The sequence below is a fragment of the Aminobacterium sp. EBM-42 genome (genome assembly GCF_001896635.1).
GTDB classification, from domain to species: domain Bacteria; phylum Synergistota; class Synergistia; order Synergistales; family Aminobacteriaceae; genus Aminobacterium; species Aminobacterium colombiense.
In genome coordinates this window covers 28,482-53,604 of sequence record NZ_MPPC01000007.1, presented here as the reverse complement: position 1 = coordinate 53,604, position 25,123 = coordinate 28,482, and the positions used below count along the sequence as shown (strand labels likewise).

26 protein-coding genes are annotated in these 25,123 nt (G+C 45.0%); all 26 read right to left on the bottom strand.

The features are described from left to right. Window positions 1-12: 12 nt before the first annotated feature. The 26 genes from BUC50_RS01750 to BUC50_RS01625 all read right to left on the bottom strand — a co-directional run bounded on the left by BUC50_RS01750 (window position 13) and on the right by BUC50_RS01625 (window position 25,089). Window positions 13-1,485, bottom strand: coding sequence for a lipopolysaccharide biosynthesis protein (locus BUC50_RS01750; RefSeq protein ID WP_286677071.1), 1,473 nt, complete (start codon window positions 1,483-1,485; stop codon window positions 13-15). Further along, window positions 1,466-2,617 (bottom strand): hypothetical protein, encoded by a 1,152-nt coding sequence (locus BUC50_RS01745; protein ID WP_286677070.1) that lies wholly within the window; start codon window positions 2,615-2,617, stop codon window positions 1,466-1,468. The genes BUC50_RS01750 and BUC50_RS01745 overlap by 20 nt, the downstream gene beginning before the upstream one ends. 9 nt (window positions 2,618-2,626) lie before the next feature. Further along, on the bottom strand, window positions 2,627-4,057 hold the full coding sequence (locus BUC50_RS01740) for an MBOAT family O-acyltransferase (protein ID WP_286677069.1): 1,431 nt from the start codon (window positions 4,055-4,057) through the stop codon (window positions 2,627-2,629). Next, a complete protein-coding gene (locus BUC50_RS01735) occupies window positions 4,047-4,622 on the bottom strand; it encodes a winged helix-turn-helix domain-containing protein (RefSeq protein ID WP_286677068.1) in 576 nt (191 codons plus the stop codon). Before BUC50_RS01735 ends, BUC50_RS01740 begins: the two co-directional genes overlap by 11 nt. Before the next feature lie 116 nt (window positions 4,623-4,738). Further along, window positions 4,739-5,674, bottom strand: a complete 936-nt coding sequence (locus tag BUC50_RS01730; protein WP_286677067.1) for a DMT family transporter — start codon at window positions 5,672-5,674, stop codon at window positions 4,739-4,741. Between the two features lie 125 nt (window positions 5,675-5,799). After that, a complete protein-coding gene (locus BUC50_RS01725) occupies window positions 5,800-6,309 on the bottom strand; it encodes a sigma-70 family RNA polymerase sigma factor (protein ID WP_013049114.1) in 510 nt (169 codons plus the stop codon). Next, complete coding sequence (locus BUC50_RS01720) at window positions 6,306-6,674, bottom strand: YcbK family protein (protein WP_013049115.1); 369 nt, start codon at window positions 6,672-6,674, stop codon at window positions 6,306-6,308. The genes BUC50_RS01725 and BUC50_RS01720 overlap by 4 nt, the downstream gene beginning before the upstream one ends. Continuing rightward, window positions 6,631-6,828 (bottom strand): YvrJ family protein, encoded by a 198-nt coding sequence (locus BUC50_RS01715; protein ID WP_013049116.1) that lies wholly within the window; start codon window positions 6,826-6,828, stop codon window positions 6,631-6,633. Before BUC50_RS01715 ends, BUC50_RS01720 begins: the two co-directional genes overlap by 44 nt. Window positions 6,829-6,899: 71 nt before the next feature. Beyond that, window positions 6,900-7,106: a DUF2922 domain-containing protein gene (locus BUC50_RS01710; RefSeq protein WP_013049117.1), complete on the bottom strand. Its 207-nt coding sequence runs from the start codon at window positions 7,104-7,106 to the stop codon at window positions 6,900-6,902. 86 nt (window positions 7,107-7,192) lie between these two features. Beyond that, window positions 7,193-7,408, bottom strand: a complete 216-nt coding sequence (locus BUC50_RS01705; protein ID WP_013049118.1) for a DUF1659 domain-containing protein — start codon at window positions 7,406-7,408, stop codon at window positions 7,193-7,195. A gap of 187 nt (window positions 7,409-7,595) precedes the next feature. Beyond that, entirely contained in the window at window positions 7,596-8,042 is a 447-nt protein-coding gene (locus tag BUC50_RS01700) for a hypothetical protein (protein ID WP_013049119.1), read from the bottom strand. A gap of 3 nt (window positions 8,043-8,045) precedes the next feature. After that, window positions 8,046-8,861 carry a DUF3100 domain-containing protein gene (locus BUC50_RS01695; protein ID WP_013049120.1) on the bottom strand — a complete coding sequence of 272 codons (816 nt, stop codon included), beginning with the start codon at window positions 8,859-8,861 and terminating at the stop codon, window positions 8,046-8,048. Between the two features lie 15 nt (window positions 8,862-8,876). Next, window positions 8,877-10,187 (bottom strand): amidohydrolase, encoded by a 1,311-nt coding sequence (locus BUC50_RS01690; protein ID WP_286677066.1) that lies wholly within the window; start codon window positions 10,185-10,187, stop codon window positions 8,877-8,879. A gap of 307 nt (window positions 10,188-10,494) precedes the next feature. Then, entirely contained in the window at window positions 10,495-11,034 is a 540-nt protein-coding gene (locus tag BUC50_RS01685) for a PIN domain-containing protein (RefSeq protein WP_286677065.1), read from the bottom strand. Then, window positions 11,027-11,779: an ImmA/IrrE family metallo-endopeptidase gene (locus tag BUC50_RS01680; RefSeq protein WP_013049122.1), complete on the bottom strand. Its 753-nt coding sequence runs from the start codon at window positions 11,777-11,779 to the stop codon at window positions 11,027-11,029. The genes BUC50_RS01685 and BUC50_RS01680 overlap by 8 nt, the downstream gene beginning before the upstream one ends. Beyond that, a complete protein-coding gene (locus BUC50_RS01675; RefSeq protein ID WP_013049123.1) occupies window positions 11,776-12,120 on the bottom strand; it encodes a helix-turn-helix domain-containing protein in 345 nt (114 codons plus the stop codon). The genes BUC50_RS01680 and BUC50_RS01675 overlap by 4 nt, the downstream gene beginning before the upstream one ends. Before the next feature lie 196 nt (window positions 12,121-12,316). Next, on the bottom strand, window positions 12,317-13,600 hold the full coding sequence (locus tag BUC50_RS01670; RefSeq protein WP_013049124.1) for a TRAP transporter large permease: 1,284 nt from the start codon (window positions 13,598-13,600) through the stop codon (window positions 12,317-12,319). Window positions 13,601-13,615: 15 nt separating this feature from the next. Further along, a complete protein-coding gene (locus tag BUC50_RS01665) occupies window positions 13,616-14,095 on the bottom strand; it encodes a TRAP transporter small permease (protein WP_013049125.1) in 480 nt (159 codons plus the stop codon). Between the two features lie 23 nt (window positions 14,096-14,118). Next, the gene (locus tag BUC50_RS01660; protein ID WP_013049126.1) at window positions 14,119-15,114 is read right to left on the bottom strand and encodes a TRAP transporter substrate-binding protein; all 996 of its coding nucleotides are present in this window, start codon (window positions 15,112-15,114) and stop codon (window positions 14,119-14,121) included. A gap of 43 nt (window positions 15,115-15,157) precedes the next feature. After that, window positions 15,158-16,333 (bottom strand): pyridoxal phosphate-dependent aminotransferase, encoded by a 1,176-nt coding sequence (locus tag BUC50_RS01655; protein ID WP_286677064.1) that lies wholly within the window; start codon window positions 16,331-16,333, stop codon window positions 15,158-15,160. Between the two features lie 16 nt (window positions 16,334-16,349). Further along, on the bottom strand, window positions 16,350-17,312 hold the full coding sequence (locus BUC50_RS01650; RefSeq protein ID WP_013049128.1) for a C-terminal binding protein: 963 nt from the start codon (window positions 17,310-17,312) through the stop codon (window positions 16,350-16,352). Between the two features lie 17 nt (window positions 17,313-17,329). Then, window positions 17,330-18,964: an amidohydrolase gene (locus tag BUC50_RS01645; protein ID WP_273015159.1), complete on the bottom strand. Its 1,635-nt coding sequence runs from the start codon at window positions 18,962-18,964 to the stop codon at window positions 17,330-17,332. Window positions 18,965-19,211: 247 nt separating this feature from the next. Next, the gene (locus BUC50_RS01640; RefSeq protein ID WP_013049130.1) at window positions 19,212-20,360 is read right to left on the bottom strand and encodes an ATP-NAD kinase family protein; all 1,149 of its coding nucleotides are present in this window, start codon (window positions 20,358-20,360) and stop codon (window positions 19,212-19,214) included. Window positions 20,361-20,366: 6 nt separating this feature from the next. Beyond that, window positions 20,367-21,950 (bottom strand): aminomethyl-transferring glycine dehydrogenase subunit GcvPB, encoded by a 1,584-nt coding sequence (gcvPB, locus tag BUC50_RS01635; RefSeq protein ID WP_286677076.1) that lies wholly within the window; start codon window positions 21,948-21,950, stop codon window positions 20,367-20,369. Between the two features lie 25 nt (window positions 21,951-21,975). After that, window positions 21,976-23,367, bottom strand: coding sequence for an aminomethyl-transferring glycine dehydrogenase subunit GcvPA (gcvPA, locus tag BUC50_RS01630; RefSeq protein ID WP_286677063.1), 1,392 nt, complete (start codon window positions 23,365-23,367; stop codon window positions 21,976-21,978). 111 nt (window positions 23,368-23,478) lie between these two features. Beyond that, window positions 23,479-25,089: an amidohydrolase gene (locus BUC50_RS01625; RefSeq protein ID WP_013049133.1), complete on the bottom strand. Its 1,611-nt coding sequence runs from the start codon at window positions 25,087-25,089 to the stop codon at window positions 23,479-23,481. Window positions 25,090-25,123 lie beyond the last annotated feature (34 nt).

Genomic DNA, 25,123 nt, shown 5'->3' with positions numbered 1-25,123 from the left:
AAAGCTCCTCCTCTAATATTCTTTTTTCCCTCGTATATAAAAATACATTCGAGCTCCATATATGCTCGCTCCCCAACAAATACACCCCAACAAAAATTTAAAAGAAACAAGATATCCTCCATATCGTAGCGCTATAACTGGGCTTCCCAAAGCTAATGCAATGAGTATCTCTTTTATAAAAAAGGCTCCCGCTCTAACCCAAGAATTACCACTAATTTTTAAAAGCCAACAAAGCAAAAAAGCATAAGCGCAAAAACTCAAAACACTATATAAAATTATTGGAGCCATGTTTCCCGAGAAACGCGCAGCTAAAATTATAGAAACAAAGCGAGAAGAAAACAAAACACTTCCTAAAAAAAAGTCTTTATCTTGTAATTCTAAAGCATATAAAAGCGTAGAAATAGGAGAAAAACAAAAAACTAAAAGTATATACGGAGATAGAAGGCTGGAATAGACACCTGCCATATGCCATTTTTCTCCCCAAATAAAAGCAAATAATTCTGGTGCAATGATTCCAATTCCTAAAAGAGGAATTGTTCCCATCACTATAAGCGTTTTTAAAGTACGTAACGTAATTTCGCCAATATGGTTCTCCGTTTTTTTGTTTAAACTCTCACTTGTTCTTTGGAAAAAAACATGTCCTATAGCTTGTCCCACTAAACTTATAGGGAGCTGAAGTACCATCATACTAAAAGCAAACCAACCCGCCATCTGTTCACCCCAAAAAGCAATGAAAACCAGCGGCATAAACTGATTGCTTAATGAATTCAAAACAGCACTCCATAAACTAAACAACGGGAATCTCTTGTAACGAACCGCAGTTTTCCATACGATCCCCAAACCAGTCCTAATACTCCCTTCTTTTAAAAGGCTGCTTAAGAGAGAAAACCACCCTCCCCCATAATTAAACATTTGTCCCCATAGTAAGCCCCAAGGCCTAAAATTTAGCCAGCCTAATAATATGCTTCCTATCGCATTGTAAAAGCTTTTAATTATTTTAGCCTTAGACATTTCTAAAAATTTTTTCTGCGAGAGGCCCCAATAATATAAAAGCTCAAAGAATCCCGCAAAAAAAACACCTATGGGTAGTAATTTTAAATAAGGAGCAAGCACATTAAGACCAACCATTTCGCAAAAAATATCTTTTAATGAAGAAAAAACGAACACGGACAACATTATAAAAATAAATAATTGCAAAATCCCCCCCAAAATAACTAAACTTCTCGCTGTTTCTTTATCTTTAGCAAGAGGTAAAGCAAGATGATATCCTCCAGAAGAGAAACTCACGCCAATAAGCAGAAGTGAGTTAAAAGCAGCAAATACTCCAAAATCAGCAGGAGAATATAATCTTGATAAAATGGGAGAGATAGCTACATTTATAAGCTGCCCTAAAATTGTTCCCCCTACCAGGACAGAAACAGCTTTTAAGAAAGCGTATTTTTTAATTTTATTTATAATACTAATGCTATTCAACCTTCTCATCATTATTTAACCTTAAATAATGTTTAATTTTAAATATAGCACGAGCCTTCTTTGTATCTCCATCATTTAAAACCCTTAAAACATCTTCATCATTTCCCCAATTCTTAATGAGATATTTTTTTAATTCTGCCTGTTGATATGAAAGTAGACTCAATACATTGTGCACATCTATATTTACACTATTAAACCTGCTCAATGCGAAAAACTTCCCAACTTCACTTTTGTAATGGGATGCATCATAGAATAAGCTCCTATCTTTTGTAAGACGGTTTATATAAGCATAATCGTAGTAATCTGTAATTTCTGCAACACGTGTTTTCACACTCTTAAAATTATCATATTGCTCTGTCACCCAGATAAGCGACAAAAGATCGGCAGAAATAGGGTTAAAAAATAATACCAGGTCAATTCCTTCTGCACGAGTTGCCTTAATAATTTTCTCTAAACAAAAAAAGCTTTCATCACATAAAGAAAACTGCTGATATGTTTTAAAAAAACTCATTAATGAATGTATATAGGCATCTTCATTCGCTTCTAATGCGCTGCCTCTTTGAACATCCCATCCTTTTCTAAATAAAACCGTATCTCTCTCTTCCTGACTTCTCAACACGGTAGGCTTTATAATTCCACGAAGCCCCGCTGTTTCTTGCAATTTAAATGCCATATATGAGAACCAACTACCAGAAATTTTATCTAAACGCTCTTGAGAAAATCCTTGTCGAGAATCATTGAAATTATGAGAATCAAACTGGAAAAAATCTAGCCCCAAATACACCTTTTGAGGCTTATGAACCTTTATCATAAAGTTAAGATATTGATAGGCATCTCGTATGGATAAAGAGCTCATGCCCATGTTATAGACTTTTACACTCTTATCGGGATAGTCATCAGGGCATAAACCAACATATACTCGAGATGAGCCAAGAAAAACCACATCCGGTTTTATCATGCGATACTCGTAGGGTTTAAAGAAATCTAGATGAGCCGGCTGGGATACTTTGTAATTGTTAAACCCCCTTATTATGGGGAAATGCCATATTCCCAGAGGGTCTACGGCAATAAGGCTGCCCCAGAAAATGAAAAGCCCAATTCCTACAACAAAAAGCCAAAGAGAAACCAATCGTTTATTTTTCATAGCAATACCTCAAAATTGGAAATAAAGAAATTCTGTGGGTTTTGTACCTATAAGTATCACAGCTAATAAAAAGACAAGGGCCGCTGCCGCAATTTTTATTTTAGATAGAGAAAGTTGCCTGGTATCACTATTAATTTCATAGAAAGAAGCCATCTCCCAAGATTGGGGCATAAACACACAAATAAAAAGACAAAGCAATAACTCAGGGAAATGCGTTCCTCGCAATAATGATAAGTTTAAAGAAGGAATACCTTGAACGCCTATCATTGCTTTTATTACCGTGCAGCCTTGAGCAAAAGAATGAGATCTGAAAAAAACCCATCCCAAGGTAACACTAAAAAACGTCGCTCCCCATTTTATAAATATGGGAATTTTTCCTAAATGATATTTTTTGAAAAAGTTCGATAACACTTTATGAGCTAAAAGCAATAAGCCATGGTATAACCCCCAAAAGACAAATGTCCATGAAGCGCCATGCCATAAGCCGCCAAGGGTCATTGTTATCAAGAGGTTCTTATATTGGTTTAATTTTCCTTTTCTATTCCCTCCCAGAGGAATATAAAGATAATCTCTCAAGAAACTTGATAGCGTAATATGCCAGCGTCTCCAGAAATCTGTTATAGAAAGGGCCTTGTAAGGAGAATTAAAATTTATAGGGAGGCTGATGTTAAATAATTTTCCCAATCCCAGTGCCATATCTGAGTAGCCACTGAAATCGAAATATATCTGAAAGGTATAGGCGAGAGTGCCGCTCCATGCTGTCCAAAATTGTAACGACCCCGTCTTATCAAAAACTTGTGCAACCCATGGAGACAAAGAATCTGCTATTATGACTTTCTTTGCTAAACCAATAGAGAAAAGAAACAAACCCAGAGCGATATTCCTGTAACTTACTCCAAATGTTTTTTTGCGAGAAAAATAGGGAACTATTTCGGGATAACGAACTATGGGTCCTGCGATAAGTTGAGGAAAAAAGGAAACAAACAACGAAAAATTTAATAGGGAGGGAGCAACGATCTTCCCCTGGTAGACCTCAACTAAAAAGGCTATTTGTTGGAAGGTGAAAAAAGAAATCCCCAATGGAAGGAAGATATCTTTATCGACCCATTGGGAACTGGACAGGGCAAAGATATTGCTCATAAAAAAGTTCCCGTACTTAAAGTAGACAATCAATAATAAATTGACTGCGACTCCTAAGAACAGGAAATATTTTCTATATCTATTTTTTCCCTCAAGCGCCTTTCCAATACTGAAGTTAAATAATATGGAAAAAAGCAGCAAAAAAATAAATGGCGGGTTCCAGTATGCATAAAAGTAGAAAGATGAAATTGTTAGCCAAATTAAAGCCCCCGTCAAAAGCCTATTTGACGAAAGGAATCTAAATCCTAACCATACAATGGGGATAAAAAAAAGGATAAAACTATAGGAATTAAATAGCATTCTTCTCCCTGCCTTTATCGTTAACCATTAAGCTTGATTTGCCTTCCCAAATCACAAGCAGGTTATCTGCAAACCTGTTATGCAACGCTTGCAATTCTTTGGTAGTCAAAACCAGCACCCGAATCTTCCGTTCAATCATCTTTTCTAGCTTGTCTATGAGGTTTTGGAGGTAGGCTCTGTCAATATCGCCAACCAGCACGAGGTCGATGAGGCCAGAGTCTATGCCTTTTGCGTAGTCTCCCGTTATAAAGGCGAGCTCTACGTTGCCGAGGCGCCTTATAACCTGGTCGACAAGCTGGTCGATACCGAGGGTTTTTGTGACTATGGCCCGTATTTCGGGGAAGAGCGGGTGTTTTGTATTGGCTTTGTAGAGCTTGGTTCGCCCCTCGTCTTGGGATTGCAAAAGCCCTGCTTCAGCAAGGCGGTTGAGCTCTACCCGCACAGCATTGGTTGATTCGCCGAACTCTTCGGAAAGTTCACGAAGGTACGACCTGTTCTCAGGGTTGAGAAAGAACTTTAAGAGCAATTTGACACGGGTTTTTGAAGTAATTAAAGAATCAATCATGATTTATGTTTTTCCTTCTTCTTTTCGAGTCATTTTATTACTCATAAAAGAGGAAGTCAAATAAAAAGAAGGCTCTCTGCGCATATGTTTTTAGCTATTCATAGTTTGATGCCTCTTTAGGCGTTGTTTTGCCGTGGAGCGCCCTTAAAACGGCCTTTAAAGACCCTTGGGGGAATAGCAGCCAGCACAATAGCCAGAATAATAATAGTGCAGCCCGCCATTTCTCTCAATGTGGGGAATTCTGCGCTCATAAGGGCGGCCAGAGTGATGCCCGTTATTATCTCTACAGTGCACATGAGGCTGGCAGCAGTGGCTGATATGTATTTCAAGGCCGTATAAAAAGCGGCATAGGCCAAGAGGCTGCCTACACAGGAAATAATGGCGATATATCCCCAGTTGACGAGGGAAAGGGGCGACACATCGGCCCACCCGGCAGTGAAGGTCTTTATGATAATGAGGCAAAGGCCGCCCCATACATGTGAATAGAAGATGATGCTGTTTCTGTTGAGTTCCCCTTTCTTGGACGTTTCTCTGCCCAGAAGGGATTGTCCCGACAATCCGAGAACAGCCACAAGCCCCCAGAGGATGCCGGGCAGTGAGATCTCTTGAGTTCCCTCCTTGCCAGAAAACATGCCTACCCATACTCCAACAAGGATGAGAAGGGCTGAAAGCACCTGTGCAGGTGTGGGAGGTTCTTTTGTTATCAGGAGGCCACCAAGAAGGGTCACCATTGGAAAGGTGTAATGAATGATAAGGGCTGCCGAAACAGTTAAATACTTGAGGGAAAAAAGAAAGCCTGTATAGGTAAAGACCACTGACAGAATACCGTATATTAAAAATATTTTCTGTTCTTTGAGGGAAGTGCGAAGGTACTGGGGACTCCGCAACGCCAGATAGAGCCCAAAGCCCGCAACCACCAGAAAGGTTCTGAGAACTGTAACGGTTACCATATTGATGCCCTGAAGGGCAAGGATTCGCCCGATAGGGCTTACTGTGCCCCATGAAACGCCTGTCATAAGGGCTAAGGAAATACCTAGAAAGTGCCTATCCATTTTTATATCGATCTCCACATGTATACGTTATTGTTTGTTTTACAGAGCTAACAGATGAAATTATACCCTTTCTGATGTAAAAGAGGGAGCCTGACGGCTCCCTCTCAGATTACAAACAATAGAGTCTATTCCATATCCCAATAGCGCCTCAGAAGGTCTTGTAAGTGTTTTCTTATTTTCGTAAGGCGATAGTGGATGGATTGCTGCGTCTTGTTAAGTTTTTCAGCAATCTCTTTCTGAGTGCAGCCCCACGAGAGGGCCCAGATGATGAAGAGGTCGGATTCGCTGAAGTTCCTTTCTAAAAGATCTATAAAATCGATTGGTATGTGTTTTTTTGGTGCGGGGATTGCCTCTTTGTGGGCTTCTGTCAGTTCGCAGTGAAGATCGGGATAGCGGTAGCGGTGCGCGGCATCCCGCACTTGGCCAGGCAGGCGTTTTCTAATGTAATTGGAGAGTTCTTCATTGGGGGGACATTTTCTTGCTAATGTGATGAGGCCCATTGACGCTTCTTGTTCCAGGTCTTCAACCTCTGCGCCGCGGCCTGCGTAACGCCAGGCTATTTTCTTAATGTAGTCAAAATAGTCTCTAAGGATTTTTTCTTCTGGGTCTTTGTCACTACAGGGAACACAGATCATTCGTTATGCCTCCTTGAATTTTTTATGGCCAGATGAATGAAGTTTCTTTTTCCATAGGGCAAGATGCTTGTGAAGCCAGCCCTTTCGGCCAGTTCACAAAAAAGTGGCTGATACCTATGCATTACTACCACGTCGGCAGCCCGGCCTTCCACGTGAAGGCTATTGGCAACTCCCCCAACCCTTTTATTATGGTTGGGGCAACGATATCCGCTGGTAAGTACGATGGGTTCTTTCCAGAGGCTTCTCAGCTTTTCCAGGCACTCTACTAGCGGGGGCCACAGTTTTACCTGTTGGCAACAGGAACATTGAAATTCTCGAAGATTAAAGTGGGGTGTGAGCTGCAACGAGTTGATGATTGGTTTCACTGAGTTCTCCTCCTTCCATATGGGTAATAGCGCTCTCCAGCCGCCGGATGGCTCCTGTCAGTTCATCCAGCCGTTTTTCCATGCGCACAAGCAAATAGGCTGCTACGGCTACAGAAAAACCACTTTGAAGACAGGATGCCAAAAAGTCTTCCATAACGTCACCTCCTTTTTTCAAGACACGAAAAAGCGGCCGGAAGAAGATTCCGGCCGCATGAGGCCTATGCTCTACTCTTCAATGAGAGTAGTGACAGAGGTCTCTACGAGTTCGGCCCCAAGAATTGAGACCAAACCCTTTATAAATATATTGTTGTCTATGATGGCTTGCATTGCTGTGCGAACCTCTTCTTCCGTCGCATCCTGACGCGCATAGCGAAGGGAGAGGGTTCGGTTCTTTCCATCGGCAGTACCAAACTTAAGGCGAAGGGTTTTCATCAAGTTTCACTCCTTTCTGCAATCAACCCGGGAGCGTCACTAATACCGCAGCGCGCTCACATTATACACTATTGACAAAATCTTCTCTACTCCACGACATTAGTGTCTATTTTTCGTGTTTCTGTTATGGGATAGTCGAGGAGTCCGCCAAGAGCCGCTGAAACAGCTGCCACATTGAGAGCCACTGCTTCAGATTGCACATCGGCAAAATTGAGAGAACGGGTTACTGGGTCTCCGTTATCGTCAAAACCAATGTTGACTCGAATCTGCAGGCGGCTTTCCATTGGAATGTAGACCTCCATATGTTTTCACCCCCCCTCACCTTATATAAGTGGGTTGAAGGAGGTTAAAAAACAAAAGGTTAAATTGATTTGGGGAATAATTAATGTTTCGGTGTGGTGTTGCTGGCAGTTTTAGTGAAGGAAAAGAAGGGAGGGGCTAGCCCCTCCCTTTGCGTCTGGAGTGTTACTTCTTTTTTACATGTGGTGCTTAGATTTCTCCTATCATTTTCAGGACAGCCTGAGCTATAACGGCTGAACCAATGTACGTTCCTATAAAAACGACGAATGAGACTACGACTATTCTCCAGCCTGTTTTTTTCAGCATTCCCAGGTCTTTCCCAAGAGAGATGCCCGCATAGGCAAGAATAGGTGTGGTAAGGGCCAGGAAATTAACGTTCTTGACCCAGGCCGAGAGAATGGCGGAACCGGGAAAACCAGGATAGGTCAGGATGCAGCCAATGGTTACGATATAGGCAACAGAGGGAATGCGAACTGGAATGGCCTTTGCGCAAAAAACTCCAGCCATGCAGATAGCCACTAACGCTGCCATGCCTGGAATGGCGCTCATAAGAGGTGTTTTTGCCCCCACCAGGTTTCCTATGAGGGTCATGACGGCAACAATGAGAAGCACAATAAAGACTTCAAAAGATTTCATGGTTTACACCTCCTTGTATTCTGGCTTTTCAGGGAACTCGCCGTATTTTATTTTATAAGTTCTTCGATAGAGCCATTCTGAGAGAGGCAAGGCCATCCATAGAGACATGTAAAGGCCGTCAAGGCCAGAGAGCATGTTGCTTGCCGCGCCAAGGGCCTGGATCTTGTCGGCGATATCAGGATACATGGCGCTCAGGGAACCGACGGAGGCGGTCATCATGCTGGCGCTTCCAACGCCGGAAGCCATTCCCAGAGCCAATGGATGGAAGATGTTAAGCGCTGCGGTAACAGTAGCCATAAGGCCATAAAAGATGGTTCCGAAGACTGTTCCGCAGATATAGACTCCCATTACCCCCTGCCCTTCAGGAGTATCGAGGCCATAGACATCTCCGATGAGAGCTACGTTGGGCTCTCGCGATACAGAGTGGGCAGCACCGATTGCCTCCCTCTTCAGGCCGAGGAAAACCGCTATGGGAATACCTATGAGGACGGTTCCCAGATTGCCTAATTCCTGCAGAATAAGGGCCGGGCTTGTTTTGAGAATCATGGGCAGGTTGGGCCCCACAAGAGTGCCGTACCTCGCCATAAGAAGCATGAGGGTGACGCCGATGAGGCTGCCTGCGTCCACCATATCTTTTTGATTGACAACTTTGACAAATTTTGGCCCTAGAAGAGCCCCTATAATAAGAGCATAAAGCATTGGAAGAAGAACGATGGTGCCAATGCCAACCTTAAAAGAGTGAATGCCGATCAACTCTGCTATTACTACAAGGATGACAACTAAAGCATGAATCTTCCAGTTGCGAATTGCATCCTTCACCTTTTACCACTCCTTTCATATGTTGAAGTAACGCTCCAGAGTCTGAAGATATTCTTCTCGTGACATAAGAGGACGGTGGGCTTTAAGCAGTTCACGCCCCTTCTCTGCCCCGTTGCATAAGAGATCTATAACAGTTGTTGCCATAACCTTTGCAGGAAGAATCACCGCTGCATCGTAATCCACTACCCTGAAATCACCGGAATGGAGGGCTCCTGCAACCCCGCCGAAATAAGGATGGATAGCGGGCATAATGTGGCAGATATCCCCCATGTCGGTAGAGGCATCGAAGTGGGGAGCCGTGGCGATATTCTGATGGGGGAGGAAGCTCCCGGCATTCGACTCAAAAAGGCTGTTCATGGCGGCTGAGCAGGCGAGGGGAAGGTATCCCGGAATTGTAACTATTTCGGTTTTGGCCCCTACTGCATCGCCGCCAGACCTGAAGGCACGGTCGAACTTTTCGTGGGTGCTGTTGATGGCATCCATGGTTTTGCCCCGCACATAGGCTTCGAGACGAACGTCGGCAGGGATGGTGTTTACAGAGTCGCCTCCTTTAGTGATGATGAAGTGGACTCGAACGTGGTCGTCGTCGCGAAAAGTTTCTCTCATAGAGTGCACTGCGTTGATGCCGAGAACCGCGGCGTTAAGGGCGTTGATGCCTTCATGGGGGGCTGCGGCGGCGTGGGTGGCTTTTCCCATGTAGCGAATGGTTTTGGCAATGAAGCCATTGCCCGTCTCGCCAATCATGAACGAGGGATGGGGCATGTTTGTTCCGGCGTGAACCATCATGGCCATGTCTATATCGTCGAAGGCCCCCTGATAGACTAGCTCTTGTTTGCCTCCCAGGAAATGGATCTCTCCTTTTTGGCGGCGCTCCATTCGCTCTTGAATTTCGATAAACTCCTCTGCCGGCACCCCCATAAAGCAGATGGATCCGTCAAGTTCTTTTGCCGCGCTGGCCCATGTAAGGCCCATGGCAGCGCCAAGCATTGTGCCTATTTGCAGGTTGTGGCCGCATGCGTGGGCCGCATTTGTGCCTTTCACCACTTCCGGGTGGTCTGGGCTGATAACCCCGTCAAGCTCTCCTAAAATAGCCACTGTTGGCCCTGGCCGGCTTCCCTTCAATAGAGCTTTTACGCCTGTTACCGCCAACCCCGTCTGGACGGGGAGACCGAGGTCTTTTAAAAAAGCTGCAACGCTGGAAGAGGTGCGGTACTCCTTGAATCCTAATTCTGCGTGGCTGCCTATCTCGCGAACGAGAGAGAGAAGGTCTTCTTTTTTCTCGTCAATACACTGACATACCTGATCTTTAAGATGTTGTACATTCATGGTGACACCCCCTACTGAGCGGAGAGTTAGCTCGTTTTGTCATTATAACTCTTTTTTTATTGAGACGTATATTTAATTTTGATAGACAGAATATTGGCTATTTTGTGCTGTGATGTGAGTTGGCATCGTCGAATACTGAAGAGATTTTGAGAAAAGCAGACACTGAAAGCTATCTGATTGCGCAGCACTTTTGTATAATACACTGTTGACTAAATTTTATCTACTCTATAGCATTTTTGTCTATTTTTAGGGTTTTTAACATTGGATAGCGGCAGGGGTGTTTGCGGGCAGATGGGTTGGAGTATTTTTAGTTTTTTAGTTTTTTAGTTTTATATTCCGTAAAGGTTGAAGTCGGCAAGAACCTTTTTTTACTAATCATATCGCACCACATACGGTTTCCTTCTCGCTCATCGATATGACCCTTTTTTAAAGCTTCAATTAAAATATCTCCCGTTGTTATATGTTCTAAATTATATTTTTCTATGTACCTTGAAATATCTCTCAGATTGTTACTGGCGAGAATTCCATTACAGGTTTTAGCTAATGCGATTGCGGCTGCTTCTCCTTTGCCAATTCTTTTTTCACCTTTAGGTGGCGAAATTGCTAAACCGCAATACAAATGGAATTCGTCTGTTTGGGCAAGAATTTCTTTTATCGCAAGGCCCCCCTCCGAACACAACTGCACAACTCTTCTCTTGATATGGGGGATACTAGGGTTACAAAGCTCATCGGAAACTTGCTTTGGCAGAATAATTCTTTCTGGGTAAAGGGTTAATAAAATTTTTTCTTCTTTCACCCATAAAAAGGAAGAAATACAGTCGGTATCAAAAAATAGTTTTTTAATCATAGTTTTCTGGAGGATTGAGCCCGTATATAATATCCCCCCTAAATCCTTCCAACATAATCTCTTCATATTTACCAGTAGAAATCAGTTCTTTATCTTTCAACTCTTCAGCCAGCTTGATATATTTTCCAAAGGTAATGTGCTGTTTATCTTCTGGCAACGGGCGATATAATTTGTCATCAAACCCCAGCCTTATTGCGGATGATATTATGCCTGTTTTCATTGTATTAGCTTTTTCTTGGGTGATATACCCATCATTAACCAATCGCCATAAAGTTGCCTGCCTGCTCAACCCATAGTGTTGCTCTATCTTTACGATATCATCAACGTGCAATGTCTGTTTTTCTTTTTTCAGCTTATTTTTAATAAAAGATGTCAATGCCTCGTAAGGTGCCAAAAAATAGGATGCAAAAAGATCCGCTTCTTTTTCTTGAAGATCCTTTTGAGCCTCAATATCTTTTGAACACACAATACTTTTAAAATCTTTATGAAAAAATAAATGATACAGCTCGTGAGCAATAGTGAAGCGCTGTCTGCCGTAAGTCGAAGTCGAATTAATACAAATGATTTTATTGTTCCCATCCCTTATGCACATTCCGCTAACCCGATTGCTCATAGGATAAAGCACAATGGTCAAATCGCCGTTGTTGTGGAGCAAGGAGAAAACATCAATGGGGGAATCCGTATCTTCTCCAAATAGCTTGCGTAAATAGATTGCTTCCCCGTTGATTTCTATCTTCTCTTTCAAATGGATTCCTCCTTAAGCAGCTCTTCCATAAAGCGTAGGTTTAATGCTATTTTGTTCAACGCTGCTATAGCCTCCAAATCTTCCCTGGTAACGCTTTTTGCTCGAAAAGCAATAGACATTGGTGAAAATTCGCTTGTTAAGCCTACAATATATTCCACCGGACACCCAAAAAGTGATGCAGCTTTTTCTAAAATATCAATACTGAATTGCCGTTCATTTTTTTCACATTTCGAAATATAGCTCTGATCTACGTCTAGATAAGCTGCCATCTGGCCTTGTGTTAGGCCACTCTTGCTCCGCAACTCATTAAAACGCTGTCCTATCAATTCATAATTTAGCATCTCATCACCACCCCTCCGCCAATATAATACTCCGAGTCTGTCATAAATTCAACTAATATATTGCTTAAAAATATGACAAGCGGTGAGCAGCAACTCTAAAACTTTCTACTAGAGAATTAAAACATTCTCGAAAGAACGATATGGGCAAGGAAAAATGGAATTTAAAAAGGGCGGTTTAAGAGCCGCCCTGAAAGGATTATCGCATTAAAAGATTGACTAATCCCATGCTGATGCCCGGGAAATATGTAAAAAGAGCCAGACAGACGACCATGGCTCCCACAAAGGGGAAGATCTTTTTGGATATGCTGTCTAACTTTTCCCCAGAAACAGCTGATGCTACAAAAAGATTGGCCCCATAGGGAGGGGTAATAAAACCGATGGCGAGAGCAAGGGTCATGACCACTCCAAAATGGACAGGGTCGATGCCTATCTGTTTTATGACAGGGAGAAAAATAGGCGTCAAGATGATCATGGACGATATGTTATCCACAAAGCATCCTACAACAAGAAGCATCAGGTTGATGAGAAACAGGATGATCCACGGTTCGCTAGATACTGTGATGATCCACGCCCCCACCCGCATGGGGATCTGCTCCATGGTGAGATAGGTGGCAAAGGACATGGAAAGTCCCAGCATGAATGACGTGGCGCCGTTCACCATCACCGCATCCCTAAAGGCTGCTTTGGTGGTTTTGTAATCCAGCTCCTTATAGATGAACTTTCCTATAAAGAGAGCGTATACCACAACAACCACAGCCGCTTCGGTGGGAGTAAATATTCCCCCGTAGATGCCGCCCATAATGATGACCGGCACAAGCAGGGCCCAGAAGCTGTCAACAAAGTTTTTCATAAAATACTTGAGTCCCAGTGTCTTGTCAGAGCGAGGGTATCCATGTTTTTTAGCAGAAAAATAAGAAACGATCATTAAGGCAATGCCTATGATGATACCCGGAATGACTCCCGCAACAAAAAGCTCTCCCACTGAAGCTCCCGATACGACGCCAAAAATGACGAAAGGAATTGAGGGAGGGATAATGACGCCGATAGAGCCAGCGGCAGCGGTAAGGGCGGCGGCAAAGGCTCCTTCGTATTTTTTGGCCCGCATTTCAGGGATCATAAAAGATCCAATGGCTGACACTGTTGCAGGGCCAGACCCGGATATAGACGCAAAGAACATGCAGGCTGTGACAGTGACCATGGCAAGACCGCCGATAAGAAAGCCCACAAGGCTTTCCGCAAGGTTAACGAGCCTCTTTGAAATTCCGCCATAACCCATGAGCGATCCCGCCAGCATAAAGAATGGAATGGCAAGGAGGGGAAAAGAGTCAAGCCCCGTAAAGGCCGTCTGTGCTATCATGGTCAAGGGAATAGGGCTCGTTAAGAACATGGTAAGCGCGGTGGCCAATCCCAGAGCAATGCCGATGGGAAGGCTTAGCGCGAGAAAGAGGGCGACAAACCCGAAAAGTACAGCTATATCCATCGTACGCCCCTCCTCCTACTCATATCTTTTCTCTAAAAAGCCGCTAAAGAGCCTAAAAGCCAGCCGCAGCGCCATAAACAGACATCCCACTGGCACGGCAGCATAGGCCAGGGCCATAGGAATTTGCATGGCTGCGGACAATTGACCCCGCGTCCAGTTCAGATTTGTAACAATCCACCCTTGATAGACGAGGAATACGCTAAAGCCTAGCCAGAGAACGAGAATTAGAAACTCCAGGTAGTACCGCACCCGTACGGAGAGCTTATCCACAAGAAATTCTATCCGCAGGTGGCGGTTGCTCTTAAAGGCATAGCCCGTGCCGAGCCAGGTGAGCCATATAAAAAGATACCTTGCCAGCTCTTCGCTCCACGTAAGAGAATTGGCAAAGACATATCGCATAATAACTTGTAAAAAGATGATGATAACCATGAGGGCTAAAATACCGCAAAGCAGATTTTCCTCAAGGTCGTCCAAAAAGGTCTTTAAACGCTTCATTCAATACGAACCCCCTGTGGTTCTTAAGATGCCTCCTCACCTTTCAGGATCATGTTCAGAAGATCTGTTCCTATCTTAGACTCAAACTCTTTATATACTGGCAATGTGGTTTTTTTGAAAACCTCAAGTTCTTCTGGCGTCAGCTCATTGACCTTCATGCCATGATTTTTCAGCTCCTGGAGCATCTGTCCCTCAAGTTCCACAGTTGATTTCCGTTCTCCGTCCGCATAGAGTTTGCCAGCGTCGAGAACAACTTTCTGAAGGTCTTCTGGCAGGCGGTCAAAGAATATGGTGCTTACCACGAGGGGAGCCACAGCATACACGTGCCCCGTGAGAGAATAGTACTCCTGCACTTCGTAGAACTTTGAAGAGTAAGTGAGGGTTATGGGGTTTTCCTGAGCGTCCACGGTCTTCTGGGCCAAAGCGGTGTAAAGCTCTGAAAAGCTCATGGGGGTGGGGCTTGAACCAAGGAGTTTAAAGGCTGCGATATGGATGGGGTTCTCCTGGGTTCTGATCTTTAGTCCCTTGAGATCTTCCGGTTTTGTTATGGGACCGCGGTTGTTTGAAATGTGCCTGAATCCATTAACTCCATAGCCGATAATACGCATGCCCTGGCTCAGGAGGGCCTCTTTCAATTTTTCGCCAAGAGCGCCGTCAAGGTGTTTGTAGGCTTCTTCGTGACTTTTGAAGATAAATGGAAGCTCAAAGATGTTAAATCTTGGGTCAAAGGAAGCGATGGTCGTAGTTGGCAACACTCCACACTCTATGGTTCCAAGCTGCATGGCTTCTGTGGCCTGTCTATCTCCGCCAAGCTGGGCGTTGTTATGGATGGAAACGCTTATTCTTCCGCCAGAGTTCTCTTCTACATACTTTTTAAATTCATGAAGCATGGTTGTTGAGGGGTGGGCGTCACTCCCTACAGAGTGTACTTTCATTCGAAACTCAGAGGCAGCCAACGCTGAGTGTGCCGACATGACAAGTAATGCGAGTGCTACTACAGAAATAAGAAATCTCTTCATCGTTTATTCCCCTTCCTATTTAATAGTTGACGTTTATGAATGCTCAACCTCTTATTTTTTCGTTATAAAGGGCCACAAAGCCCTCCATGGCCTGGCGCAGATCTTCAGCCGGAATAGCATAAGCTATTCGAACGTGATTGTCTATTCCGAAGGCGTTTCCGGGAGTAATGGCAACTCCATAGCGTTCCATAAGTTCTTTGGCAAAATCCAGGGGCTTCATGTTGAGCTTTTCTATTGATGGAAGAACGTAGAAGGCTCCCTGGGGGTCGGGGAACTTAATGCCCGGGCATCGATTCAGCGCCGATACCACAATGTTCCGCCGCTCTTTGAAGGCCGCCACCATTTCTTGCGTATGGGCCGCTCCGCTCTTGTAGGCTTCGGCGGCTCCCACCTGAGCAAAGGAATTAGCGCATGAGATGGTCATAAGGTGAGCTTTGCTTAAAAAGGGAAGAACCGGTTCCGGCGCCATAAGGTATCCAATGCGCCACCCTGTCATAGAAAATGTTTTTGACGTAGAGCTGACGAGGATGACCTGTTTTTTCATCTCCGGGTAGCTGGCAATGCTCACATGTTCGTTGTCGTAGATGAAATCAGAGTAGCATTCGTCAGTGACAACCCAGATATCCTTACCCTGAACGAGCGCTATGAGCTCTTCCACATCGCCACGATGCATAAGAGCGCCGGTAGGGTTATTGGGCGAGTTGATAATGATCATTTTGGTTCTCGGAGTAAGAGCCTTTTTTATGGATTCCATATCGAGCTGGTATCGGTTTTCTAAAAAAGACGGAACCATGACTGGCACCGCACCAGCCAAAAGAGCCTGTTCTCTATATGAAACAAAACAGGGGGTCGGCAGAATAATCTCGTCCCCCGGATTCAAAAGGCCCATCATGGATGTCAGGAGGGCTTCCGAAGCGCCGCTGGTGACAATGACGTTTTGAGGCCCAAAGAGGCAGCCCTTCTTTCTCTCATGCTCTGCAATTGCTTCCCGCAAGCTTGGGATTCCGTTCATGGATGTGTAGTGAACAAACCCTTCCTCAAGAGCCTGTATGGCTGCTTTTTTTGCGCACTCTGGGGAATCGAAGTCGGGACGGCCTATTTCCAAGTGATAAATTTTCTGCCCCTTGCTTTCCAGTTTTAAAGCCGCTTCAAAGATGTCTCGAATGCCCCCTTCAAAGGAACATTGCTGCATGCGAGCGCTTTTCTCATATAACTTCATTCAGATCCGTCCTCTCTTAGTTAACCCTGCCCACAGGTCGTTTTCCAAGAAGTGCATCTCTGACCTCCTGGGCCGGCACTGTTCGAAGCAGATGTAAAGAATCCTGGCTATACCACGCCGTATGTGGTGTAAAAATGATTCTGGGCTCCTTAAAGAGCGGAGCCTCAAGATCAGGTTCCCACTCGTTCTCAATAACGTCAAGGAATGCGCCTGCGACTATTTTTTCCCTTATGGCCCAAAGCAACGCTTCTTCATCGATGAGAGAACCTCGGGAGGTATTGATGACAAACATACCCGGCTTCATATGAGCGAAGGTGTTTTTATTGAGAAGATGGTGGGTTTCTGGTGTAAGGGGCACGTGCAAGCTGATGATATCGGCAGTCTGAAACAGCTCTTCAAGGGTATTTTTTCCTTCTACGCCAAGCTCCGCAGCAGCGTCTCTGTTGAGGTAAGGGTCAAAAGTCGTGATATTTCCAAAGATACCCTTGGCCTTTGACGCCAAAAGCTGACCTATTTTACCGAAGCCGATTATGCCGAACTCCATGGCGCCAACCCTTTTTGGGGCCGGGAATGAGAGGTGAGACCACTTTTTTTCGTTCTTAATGACATGGTTGAAGAACGGGATGTATCTGGCAAGGCACAAAGCGGAAGCCAGCGCATGGTCCGCAACTTCCCTAATATTGAAACCTGGAGTATTGCAGACCTGGATGCCCCGGGCCGTGGCAGCTGGGATGTCAATATTGTCGGTTCCCATTCCTTGGCGTACAACAACCTTGCATTTTTCCAACTTATCGAGGACTTCTTCTGTTATTGCAGCATCTGCGATAATGAGCCCGTCAATTTCAGGCAGCATTCTTTCGAAATCTTCTTCTGTTTGGATGTTCATCACCTGGGCATCGATTTCTTTGAGTATTTCCTGTTCTATTTCTACTCCATTCTTGTTGACGACGCTAAATATGCCAACTTTGTATTTCCACATTCACAATGCCTCCTGCCTTAGCGGATATCTTTTATGTGAGGCCAGTTCTCTATATTCCCGTAGCTGAGCTTGCCGTCAACGAAGGTGTAAAGAGATTCTGTGTCTTTTAATTGCTGTACGGGCATGGTAAAGGGATCCCCGTCTATGATAGTGAAATCGGCAAGATAGCCCTCTTTGATTTTTCCCAGGATATGGCCCATCCCCGCCGCTTCTGGGGGATTGACGGTGTAGATGCGAAGGGCCTGTTCGAGAGTGAGCGTTTCATCTGGATTGAGGTAGCTCAAAGGAGTGCCGTCCATTTCGCTGCGTGCTACGGCCGCCCATATGCCTAACCATGAGTTTGGAAGCTCCATGGGGCAATCACTTGACCCAGTGAGCAACAGGCCTGTTTCGTAGAGGGTTCTAAAATTATACAAATAAGGCAACCGGTCAGAACCAAGGCGTGACGGGGCCATCACCCTGTCTGTGTAAGACTGGGTTGGCTGAATGTCTGCCACAATGGGAAGGGTTTTGAGCTCTTCTATTTGTTCAGGGTGGCAGACTATAAGATGGTTGAACCTGAAGGGCAGGGCCGGTTTTTCTATGTTCGAAAGAAGCCGTTTTACAACCCGGATGCCCTGCTCTATGGCAGCATCGCCGATCATGTGGATCTGAACCTGGATTGAACGGCTGGCGGCGTCATACAGAAGGTTGTAAAGTTCGTCATCAGAGTAAAGGAGGATTCCTTTTTCATCTGCTTTGTCTGAATAGGGAGAAAGAAGGGCTGCAGTGTGCCCGCCTAAGGATCCATCGAGAAAAACCTTTAACCCGCCGTAGCGAACCCAGGTATCGCCAAATCCAGTGCGGAATGTAAAGTTTGGAAGGGCGTCATGGTATGTGTTCACCCGAATTGGCAATGCGCCTTCCTCAGCGAGACCCTGAAAGGCAAAAATATCTTCCCCCAAGCCGTATGACCGGGCATCGCTGGCATGAACAGATGTGGTTCCTGTTTTTGCCACGATGAATCCGGCCTCGGCAACGCCTTTTTGCATCTTTTCGGGAGTCTCATACTCTTCTTCTACACGTCTTAGAAGGGGCATTGCCGCCCGTTCAAAAATATTGCCTGTGAGTTGGCCAGAACTATCCCGCTCCATTTCATCAGAGGAAAGGTTGGGAGATTGCAGAAGCCCTCCCTTTTCAAGGGCCAAAGTATTGGCTACGTGGGCGTGGCCGCAATATCGGCTTAGAATAACGGGATGAGGCAGATTTAAAGAATCAAGCACGGAACGGGAGAGTTTTTCGGGTTTTTCCCAGTTCATTTCGTTGTATCGAACGCCCCGTATCCATGAACCTGCAGGAACCTGGCGGGCATAGTTTTTAATAGTTTCTAAAAGCTCGTCGAGGGAGCGGATATCCTGAAGATCAAGATATAGATTCTGTTTGGCGAAAGCTGTGAAATGAAAGTGAGCATCTGATATACCTGGCATAACAAGATTGCCGTTGAGATGTAACTCAGTGGTTTTTTTATTTTCTGCCTTTTTTGCGGCGTTTCTAACTTCCTCTAGGGTACCGACAGCGATAAAACGGTTTCCCTCCACAAGTAACGCCTCTGCAAAGGGCTTATCCGAATCGCCTGTCCAAACTTTTCCTCCATAGACAAGAAGTTGTTCCATTATTTTTCCTCCTATCACCATCGTGAGCATCTTACCAAAACTCTATATGATAAGTATTTGTAGCGTGAATTTTTTAAACATACAATGGATAATAATACCAAAGAGAAGGGAATGGTGCCAGGTCTTGAAAATGTGCAATTGTGTCAGAAGCATGCTGTAATGGGAATGTTGAGATAAAAGACAGGGGCCGCTCAGATCAACTGAGCAGCCCCTGCTATTACCTGTGTCTTACTCGTGAAACTATACGCTAATGCACATTTTCAAGACCTGGCACCACTACGTTATACATTACGTATTCGTTGTACCCCGTAATGAGGCGCATGTAACCAGAAAACTTTTGGTCAATAGAACTGTCGCCGGTATCTATGAGCAGCGGAGAACCTTCTAAAGCATGAAGCTTTGCCGGCGTGCAGAGAACAAGAATATCGTTACGGGAGAAAAAACGAAGAACTTTTGAACTTATCTGCTGATTTCCTCGCCCTAGAAGAAAACCTTGTCCCCCGATAGGAGTAATTATGAGCTTTCGCTTTTCGTATTGAGCACAGAGTTTTAAGAGCGCCTCTTCCGAAAGGTCTTTCTCAACAAGCCGTTTGTTAACAATACAATCGACGCCCAAAAGGGAGTAGTCAAGTTGAAGGACGGTCATTACAGATCGTGTTGTTGTTCCGGGCCCTATGACATAAAGCGTGTCGGAATTCATTTCGTTGGTAACAACATGGGCCGCTATAGCCTGGTGAAGCGCCTCTTCTGATATCGAGCTCCCGGCTTTAAGGCGCTGTACCCTCCTCTTTTCAAAGGGAATTTTGAGGTATCCATAGAGTTTGGCCGTAACAATGCCCTTTCTGAAAAGGTCTTCATCAATATCCATGACCTCCGCACTTTTTTCCCGTGTTTCGCTACCATTTAAGTACAAGAGTGCCAGCTCTCCCGCCTGTTGGGGGGAGCAGCCAAAAACGGCAGAGTGTATTTTTACTCCCGAGGGGATTCCTAATACTGTGAGATTTGTTTTTACACTTTCGTAGATGTCACGGGCTGTGCCGTCCCCTCCTGCAAAAAGCAGAAGATCTACCTTTTGATCGAGCAGTTCTTTTGCGGCCCTGAGGGTATCATCTCGTGTGGTGTTTTTTTCAGAAACTATCCCTTTCAGGAGGGTCTGGGTTGAAAAACCCCATTGCTTTGCCACGGTTTCACCCATATCGCCGGGAAAGGTTATAATTTGTATCTGCTCTTTTATACTTAGAAGCTGTTTTAAAGCCGCAGCGGCACGACCTGGAGAATGGGGGGCGGCTCCCATTTCCAGAGCGCGCGATAATATGCTGAGGCCATCGGTTCCCTTAAGCCCAACCTTGCCACCCATGCCCGCTATTGGATTTATGATCAGCCCCAGCTTCTTCATTTTGATTTATTCCTCTGTTTCTTTTTTCTCAAAGTATCCCTGATATTTTTTATTGTAGACCCGCCATGTGATGGCCCATTTTTCCGGATCGTCAAAATACTCATGATGTACATGGTGGATCGTGCTGTTGTGAGGTGCTGTCTTCACAATCTCCGGGTTTTCGTAAGCTTCCTTCACAATCTGTTCTGTAATGGCAAGGAACTCGTCGAGTTCTTGCTTGGAATAAGATTCCGTAGGTTCGATAGTGAATGGTTCCGGTACAATCCATGGCTCATGGCTGGTCCAGTAATGAACGCCAAAATCGAACATCCTGTTCTGAACGTCGTTTGTAGTGATGCCTGTTTCTTCTTTTAGTTTCTGCCAGCTGTAACGAACCTGTTCAATACGATGCTCCCCTTCTGCATAGGGTGCTGACGCTCCCCGAATGGCCAGAATCTTTCTAAACATATAGTTGTTGTTTAAAACCGCTACTCTGGCAGCCTCTTTAATTCCATCGGCCCCCAAGGCTCTAACCCATGCGTAAGCCTTAAGAATGGCCGAGATGGTTCCGTAGAAGTTTTTGTTTTTTCCAATGGTATGGGCAAGGTCGTTATTCAAGAAGAAAGCCCCTGTCTCCAGATTCTTTTCTACCACGGGAACAGGAAGGAAGGGCTTCAACATATCGGTAACGCCAACGGCTCCGCTTCCCGGACCGCCGCATCCATGAGGAGCGGAGAAAGTTTTGTGAAGGTTGAAGAAGCAAATGTCAAAACCGGCTTCCCGGGCCCTGGTAATGCCCATAATGCCGTTGAGGTTGGCCTGGTCGTAACTGCAGAGTCCGCCAACGCTGTGCACCAGGTCTGTGAACTCCTTAATGCGAGAGTTGTAAATGCCAATGTCTTCAGGGTTTGTAATCATGAGAGCCGCGGTACGTTCCGACACGGCATTTTTAAGGGCTTCGTAATCCGGCCGCCCATCTGCACCGGGGTAAATGGTGATTACCTTGAAGCCTTTGAGTTTCGCCACAGCTGCATTTGACGGGTGGGAATAGATGGTTGTGATGATTTCATCTTTGGTTTCCGTCTGTTTGGTATGTTCAACCCAGGCCCTGATAATAGAAATTATCGAATAAAGGGCCTGAGAGCCGCCGCCTGTTTGCAGGGAGAAGGCATCCATGCCGGAAATGGCTCTCAAGGCATGATCCATGTTATAGATAATTTCGAGAGCTCCCTGAACTGTAGATTCATCCTGATAGGGATGAAGTTTGCTTATTTTGGGATTGCGTGCCAATTCTTCATTTATTTTAGGATTATATTTCATGGTGCAGGTTCCTTGCCCAATGTCGATATTAAGATCAGCGCCAAGGTTTTCCTGGGATAGGCGCAGATAGTGCTTCAACACTCTCATCTGCCCCATTTCAGGAAGATTTGCATAGTCTGAACGAACCATGTGGGAGGGAAGTTTTGCCATAGCATCTTTTGCGCTGTTCTGAATGCCTTCCTCTATTTCAGGCAAAAGCACTCCTCGCTCACCTGGCGTAGAGAGTTCATAGATAATAGGCTCATCCCATCGAGCCTGATGGAAGTCTCTCAGTTTGGTTTGCATATTCATTCCCATGAGTGTTCCTTCCTTTCTTTTATGCAAGAATTTCGACCAGAGCTGTGATGAGCGTATCCATGTCTTCCTGGGTCACAGTCTCTGTTACGCAGTAGAGGGCACACTCACCGTAGCCGGGGAATATTTTTGAAACGTCAAGGCCGCCAAAAATATTCTTGTCCAGAAGAGCTTTGTTGATTTTTTGCACCGTTTTTCCAGTACCGTCAAAATTCACAAGGAACTCTTTGAAATGAGCTGTTGATGCAAGAGGAATTTTGACGCCCGGAAGCTCTTCCATCCTCTTCATGAGGTATTGGCAGCGCACATAAATGCTCTCCCCAAGCTCTTTCATGCCTTTAGGGCCCATAAGGGCTAGGTAGACTCCTGCGGTGATGCCCCAAAGGGCAGCGGCGGTTCCTACAAATTCCTTTGCGTTCTCCCGTTCGGCAAAGGAGGTACGTTCCCAGGCAACGTCTCCAAACCCCCATTCTCCATGAGAGGTGGGGGCAATGCCAAAAAGCCGGGATGGATATTCTTTGATAAAGGTTTCATCATCTCGAACCCCCATGAAACCGCCTCTGGCCCCACCGTAATAGGTGTGCATGCCGAGAGGCTGTATGTCGCCGCACACGATATCAGCGCCGTAACGGGAAGGTGGGGTGAGCAATCCCATGGAGGAAGAATCAACCCCTGTGACCATGAGGGCACCGGCGTTATGAAGAATTTCTGCCATTTTTTCGCCGTTGGGATCTATGGTGCCGATAAAAGATGGGTTTTCGAAGTAAAGAACTGCTGTTTTTGACGAAACAAGACTCTGGAGTTTCTGAAGATCAAGGCAGCCTGTTTTGGGGTCGCATGGAACATAGGCAATAGTGAGATCAGGGTTGCAGTAGTTTTTTATGACCGACATGGTTTCAGGATGAATATTTTCTGCCACAAGAACCTCCTGTCGGCCTGTAATACGAGCGGCCATTCGAATAGATGTAGCGGATGCCTGAGCCCCGTCATATGTGGGGACGTTTACTACATCCATGTCTATAAGCTCGGCCATCATACTTTCATATTCGAAAAGTGCCTGAAATCTACCATGATCTTCGTAGGGCTCCCCGGCGTAGGCGGTGAGAAACTCAGAACGTTGGTTAACTTCGTCACACACGGCTGGAACGTAGTGGTTCCAGCAACCTCCGCCAAGAAAACTGATATTTTCAGATATTGTTGCGTTTTTAGAAAGAATCCGTTCGATATGACGCTTCAGCCCTGCCTCGGAGAGAAGAGGGGCAGGAAGGTCAAGAGGACCTTTAAGTTTAAGCTCTTCAGGAATACATTCAAAAAATTCATCAATGCTTTCTGCTCCTATTTCTTTTAACATTTCTTCTTGAATATGAGGAACAGAGTTAGGAATATAAGGATATACAACCTTATTCTTGGCCATGAGCTTCCTCCTCTTTCTTGAATTCATGGTGTTCAAAGAATACATATTTTGACGATAAACTAATAGTACAAAATACTGATAAGAAACGAATTTGAGATTGCTCTGCGTATTTTACTTGCTGATAGTAGGCCAGTCTGTCAAATCGCCAACACTTTGAAGCCCATCAACAAATACATATTGAGGGGTAACATCTTTTAATTTCTGGGTGGGCATCCCCCAAATGTCATTGTTTAGAACGACAACGTCTGCTTTCTTGCCAACTTCCAAAGTTCCAATGTTTTCATACCCCATAGCTTTGTAAGGATTGACAGTGTAAATTTTTAGGGCTTGTTCCAATGTAAGTTTTTCTTTAGGCGTCCATCCTTCTTCAGGCTTACCGTCGGCGCCAGTGCGATTTACAGCAGCCCACACACCTGTCCACGGGTTGATGGATTCTGCCGGAGTATCGCTCGAACCTGTCAAAAGCAAACCGCCGTCATAAAGAGAACGCCATGGATAAGCCATTTCAAGACGTTTTTCTCCCAGTCGAGAAGGGGCCATATGCATATCACTAGGTAAAAACATGGGTTGAATATCACAGACAACTCTGAGAGATGCCATTCGTTTAATTTGATCCGGCCTGCACAGCTGTGTATGAGCCAAACGAACCGGCAAAGAATGGGAGGTTGTTCCCCGTTTTGACACAACGTATTCTATAGCGTCAAGTGCCTGATCCAGAGCCCTGTCTCCTATAACATGAATCTGCGCCTGAATACCTCTGGACTGACATTCTTCAAGCCAGGCCTTAACTTCGTCAAGGGAATGGTTTAAAAGACCGCAACTTTCCGGATTGTCAGAGTATGGTTCTGTGAAGGCTGCGGTAGCGGCTCCGAGTGATCCATCCAGAAATGTTTTCCATCCCTGATATTTAACCCAGTCATCACCTAAACCACTTGAAATTGGCAGATTGGGCATAAAATCGAAATAGGCAAATACTCTTAGTGAAAGACGATTGGCAGCTCTGAGAGACTGGTATACCTCGAGACTCTCTTCAAGACCATAGGAAAAAGCGCCGCAAGGATGGATCGCCGTTAAGCCATAGGCAGCAATTTCATGGCACTTTTCTGCAACAAGCTCGGTAACTCGCTCTTGAGTGTAGAGACTTTTCTTCATTTTTTCCACTACATTAAATCCCGCTTGCTCATGAAGTATGCCGTTGAGTTTGCCGTCAAGTCCTTTTACGGCTCCCTCTATGTCTGCATCTAAGGGAATGCCGCATTTCTCCAGCGCATTCGTATTAACCACATTGGTATGGGAACAGATACGGGTTACCACGATAGGATTAGGCAAGTTCAGGGAATCAAGATCTTCCCGGGTGGGAAGAGCAGGTCTATCCCAATGTGCCTCATTTAATCTGGACGCATACACCCAACTGTCCGAAGTAGAATTCTCAGCGCCTTTTTTTATTCTCTGCAAGAATTCTTCTTTACTTTTAACATCGCTCAAATCTATAGCTACTTTATATTTGGCAACAGCCGTCAAGTGGAGATGGCTGTCTGTCATGCCTGGAATGACTGTTTCTCCCTTGAGTGCAATTTTTTTAGCCTTTGCCGCTTTCGGATGAGATTGCACGCTGCTTTTGCTGCCCACAGCAATTACCTTGTCTCCCCCAAGAAGAAGCGCTTCTTCTACAGTACCTGCGCCAGTCCAAACTTTGCCGCCCTCTATTAACAAATATTCCATGGTTTAAGCACCCCTTATTTACATATTGATTTTC

Bases quoted from the DNA above. Each gene is read 5' to 3' on its own strand.
- BUC50_RS01750 (WP_286677071.1), bottom strand. From the start codon at position 1,485: ATGATGAGAAGGTTGAATAGCATTAGTATTATAAATAAAATTAAAAAA.
- BUC50_RS01745 (WP_286677070.1), bottom strand. From the start codon at position 2,617: ATGAAAAATAAACGATTGGTTTCTCTTTGGCTTTTTGTTGTAGGAATT.
- BUC50_RS01740 (WP_286677069.1), bottom strand. From the start codon at position 4,057: ATGCTATTTAATTCCTATAGTTTTATCCTTTTTTTTATCCCCATTGTA.
- BUC50_RS01735 (WP_286677068.1), bottom strand. From the start codon at position 4,622: ATGATTGATTCTTTAATTACTTCAAAAACCCGTGTCAAATTGCTCTTA.
- BUC50_RS01730 (WP_286677067.1), bottom strand. From the start codon at position 5,674: ATGGATAGGCACTTTCTAGGTATTTCCTTAGCCCTTATGACAGGCGTT.
- BUC50_RS01725 (WP_013049114.1), bottom strand. From the start codon at position 6,309: ATGATCTGTGTTCCCTGTAGTGACAAAGACCCAGAAGAAAAAATCCTT.
- BUC50_RS01715 (WP_013049116.1), bottom strand. From the start codon at position 6,828: ATGGAAGACTTTTTGGCATCCTGTCTTCAAAGTGGTTTTTCTGTAGCC.
- BUC50_RS01710 (WP_013049117.1), bottom strand. From the start codon at position 7,106: ATGAAAACCCTTCGCCTTAAGTTTGGTACTGCCGATGGAAAGAACCGA.
- BUC50_RS01705 (WP_013049118.1), bottom strand. From the start codon at position 7,408: ATGGAGGTCTACATTCCAATGGAAAGCCGCCTGCAGATTCGAGTCAAC.
- BUC50_RS01700 (WP_013049119.1), bottom strand. From the start codon at position 8,042: ATGAAATCTTTTGAAGTCTTTATTGTGCTTCTCATTGTTGCCGTCATG.
- BUC50_RS01690 (WP_286677066.1), bottom strand. From the start codon at position 10,187: ATGAATGTACAACATCTTAAAGATCAGGTATGTCAGTGTATTGACGAG.
- BUC50_RS01685 (WP_286677065.1), bottom strand. From the start codon at position 11,034: ATGATTAAAAAACTATTTTTTGATACCGACTGTATTTCTTCCTTTTTA.
- BUC50_RS01675 (WP_013049123.1), bottom strand. From the start codon at position 12,120: ATGCTAAATTATGAATTGATAGGACAGCGTTTTAATGAGTTGCGGAGC.
- BUC50_RS01670 (WP_013049124.1), bottom strand. From the start codon at position 13,600: ATGGATATAGCTGTACTTTTCGGGTTTGTCGCCCTCTTTCTCGCGCTA.
- BUC50_RS01665 (WP_013049125.1), bottom strand. From the start codon at position 14,095: ATGAAGCGTTTAAAGACCTTTTTGGACGACCTTGAGGAAAATCTGCTT.
- BUC50_RS01660 (WP_013049126.1), bottom strand. From the start codon at position 15,114: ATGAAGAGATTTCTTATTTCTGTAGTAGCACTCGCATTACTTGTCATG.
- BUC50_RS01655 (WP_286677064.1), bottom strand. From the start codon at position 16,333: ATGAAGTTATATGAGAAAAGCGCTCGCATGCAGCAATGTTCCTTTGAA.
- BUC50_RS01650 (WP_013049128.1), bottom strand. From the start codon at position 17,312: ATGTGGAAATACAAAGTTGGCATATTTAGCGTCGTCAACAAGAATGGA.
- BUC50_RS01645 (WP_273015159.1), bottom strand. From the start codon at position 18,964: ATGGAACAACTTCTTGTCTATGGAGGAAAAGTTTGGACAGGCGATTCG.
- BUC50_RS01640 (WP_013049130.1), bottom strand. From the start codon at position 20,360: ATGAAGAAGCTGGGGCTGATCATAAATCCAATAGCGGGCATGGGTGGC.
- gcvPB (WP_286677076.1), bottom strand. From the start codon at position 21,950: ATGAATATGCAAACCAAACTGAGAGACTTCCATCAGGCTCGATGGGAT.
- gcvPA (WP_286677063.1), bottom strand. From the start codon at position 23,367: ATGGCCAAGAATAAGGTTGTATATCCTTATATTCCTAACTCTGTTCCT.
- BUC50_RS01625 (WP_013049133.1), bottom strand. From the start codon at position 25,089: ATGGAATATTTGTTAATAGAGGGCGGCAAAGTTTGGACTGGCGCAGGT.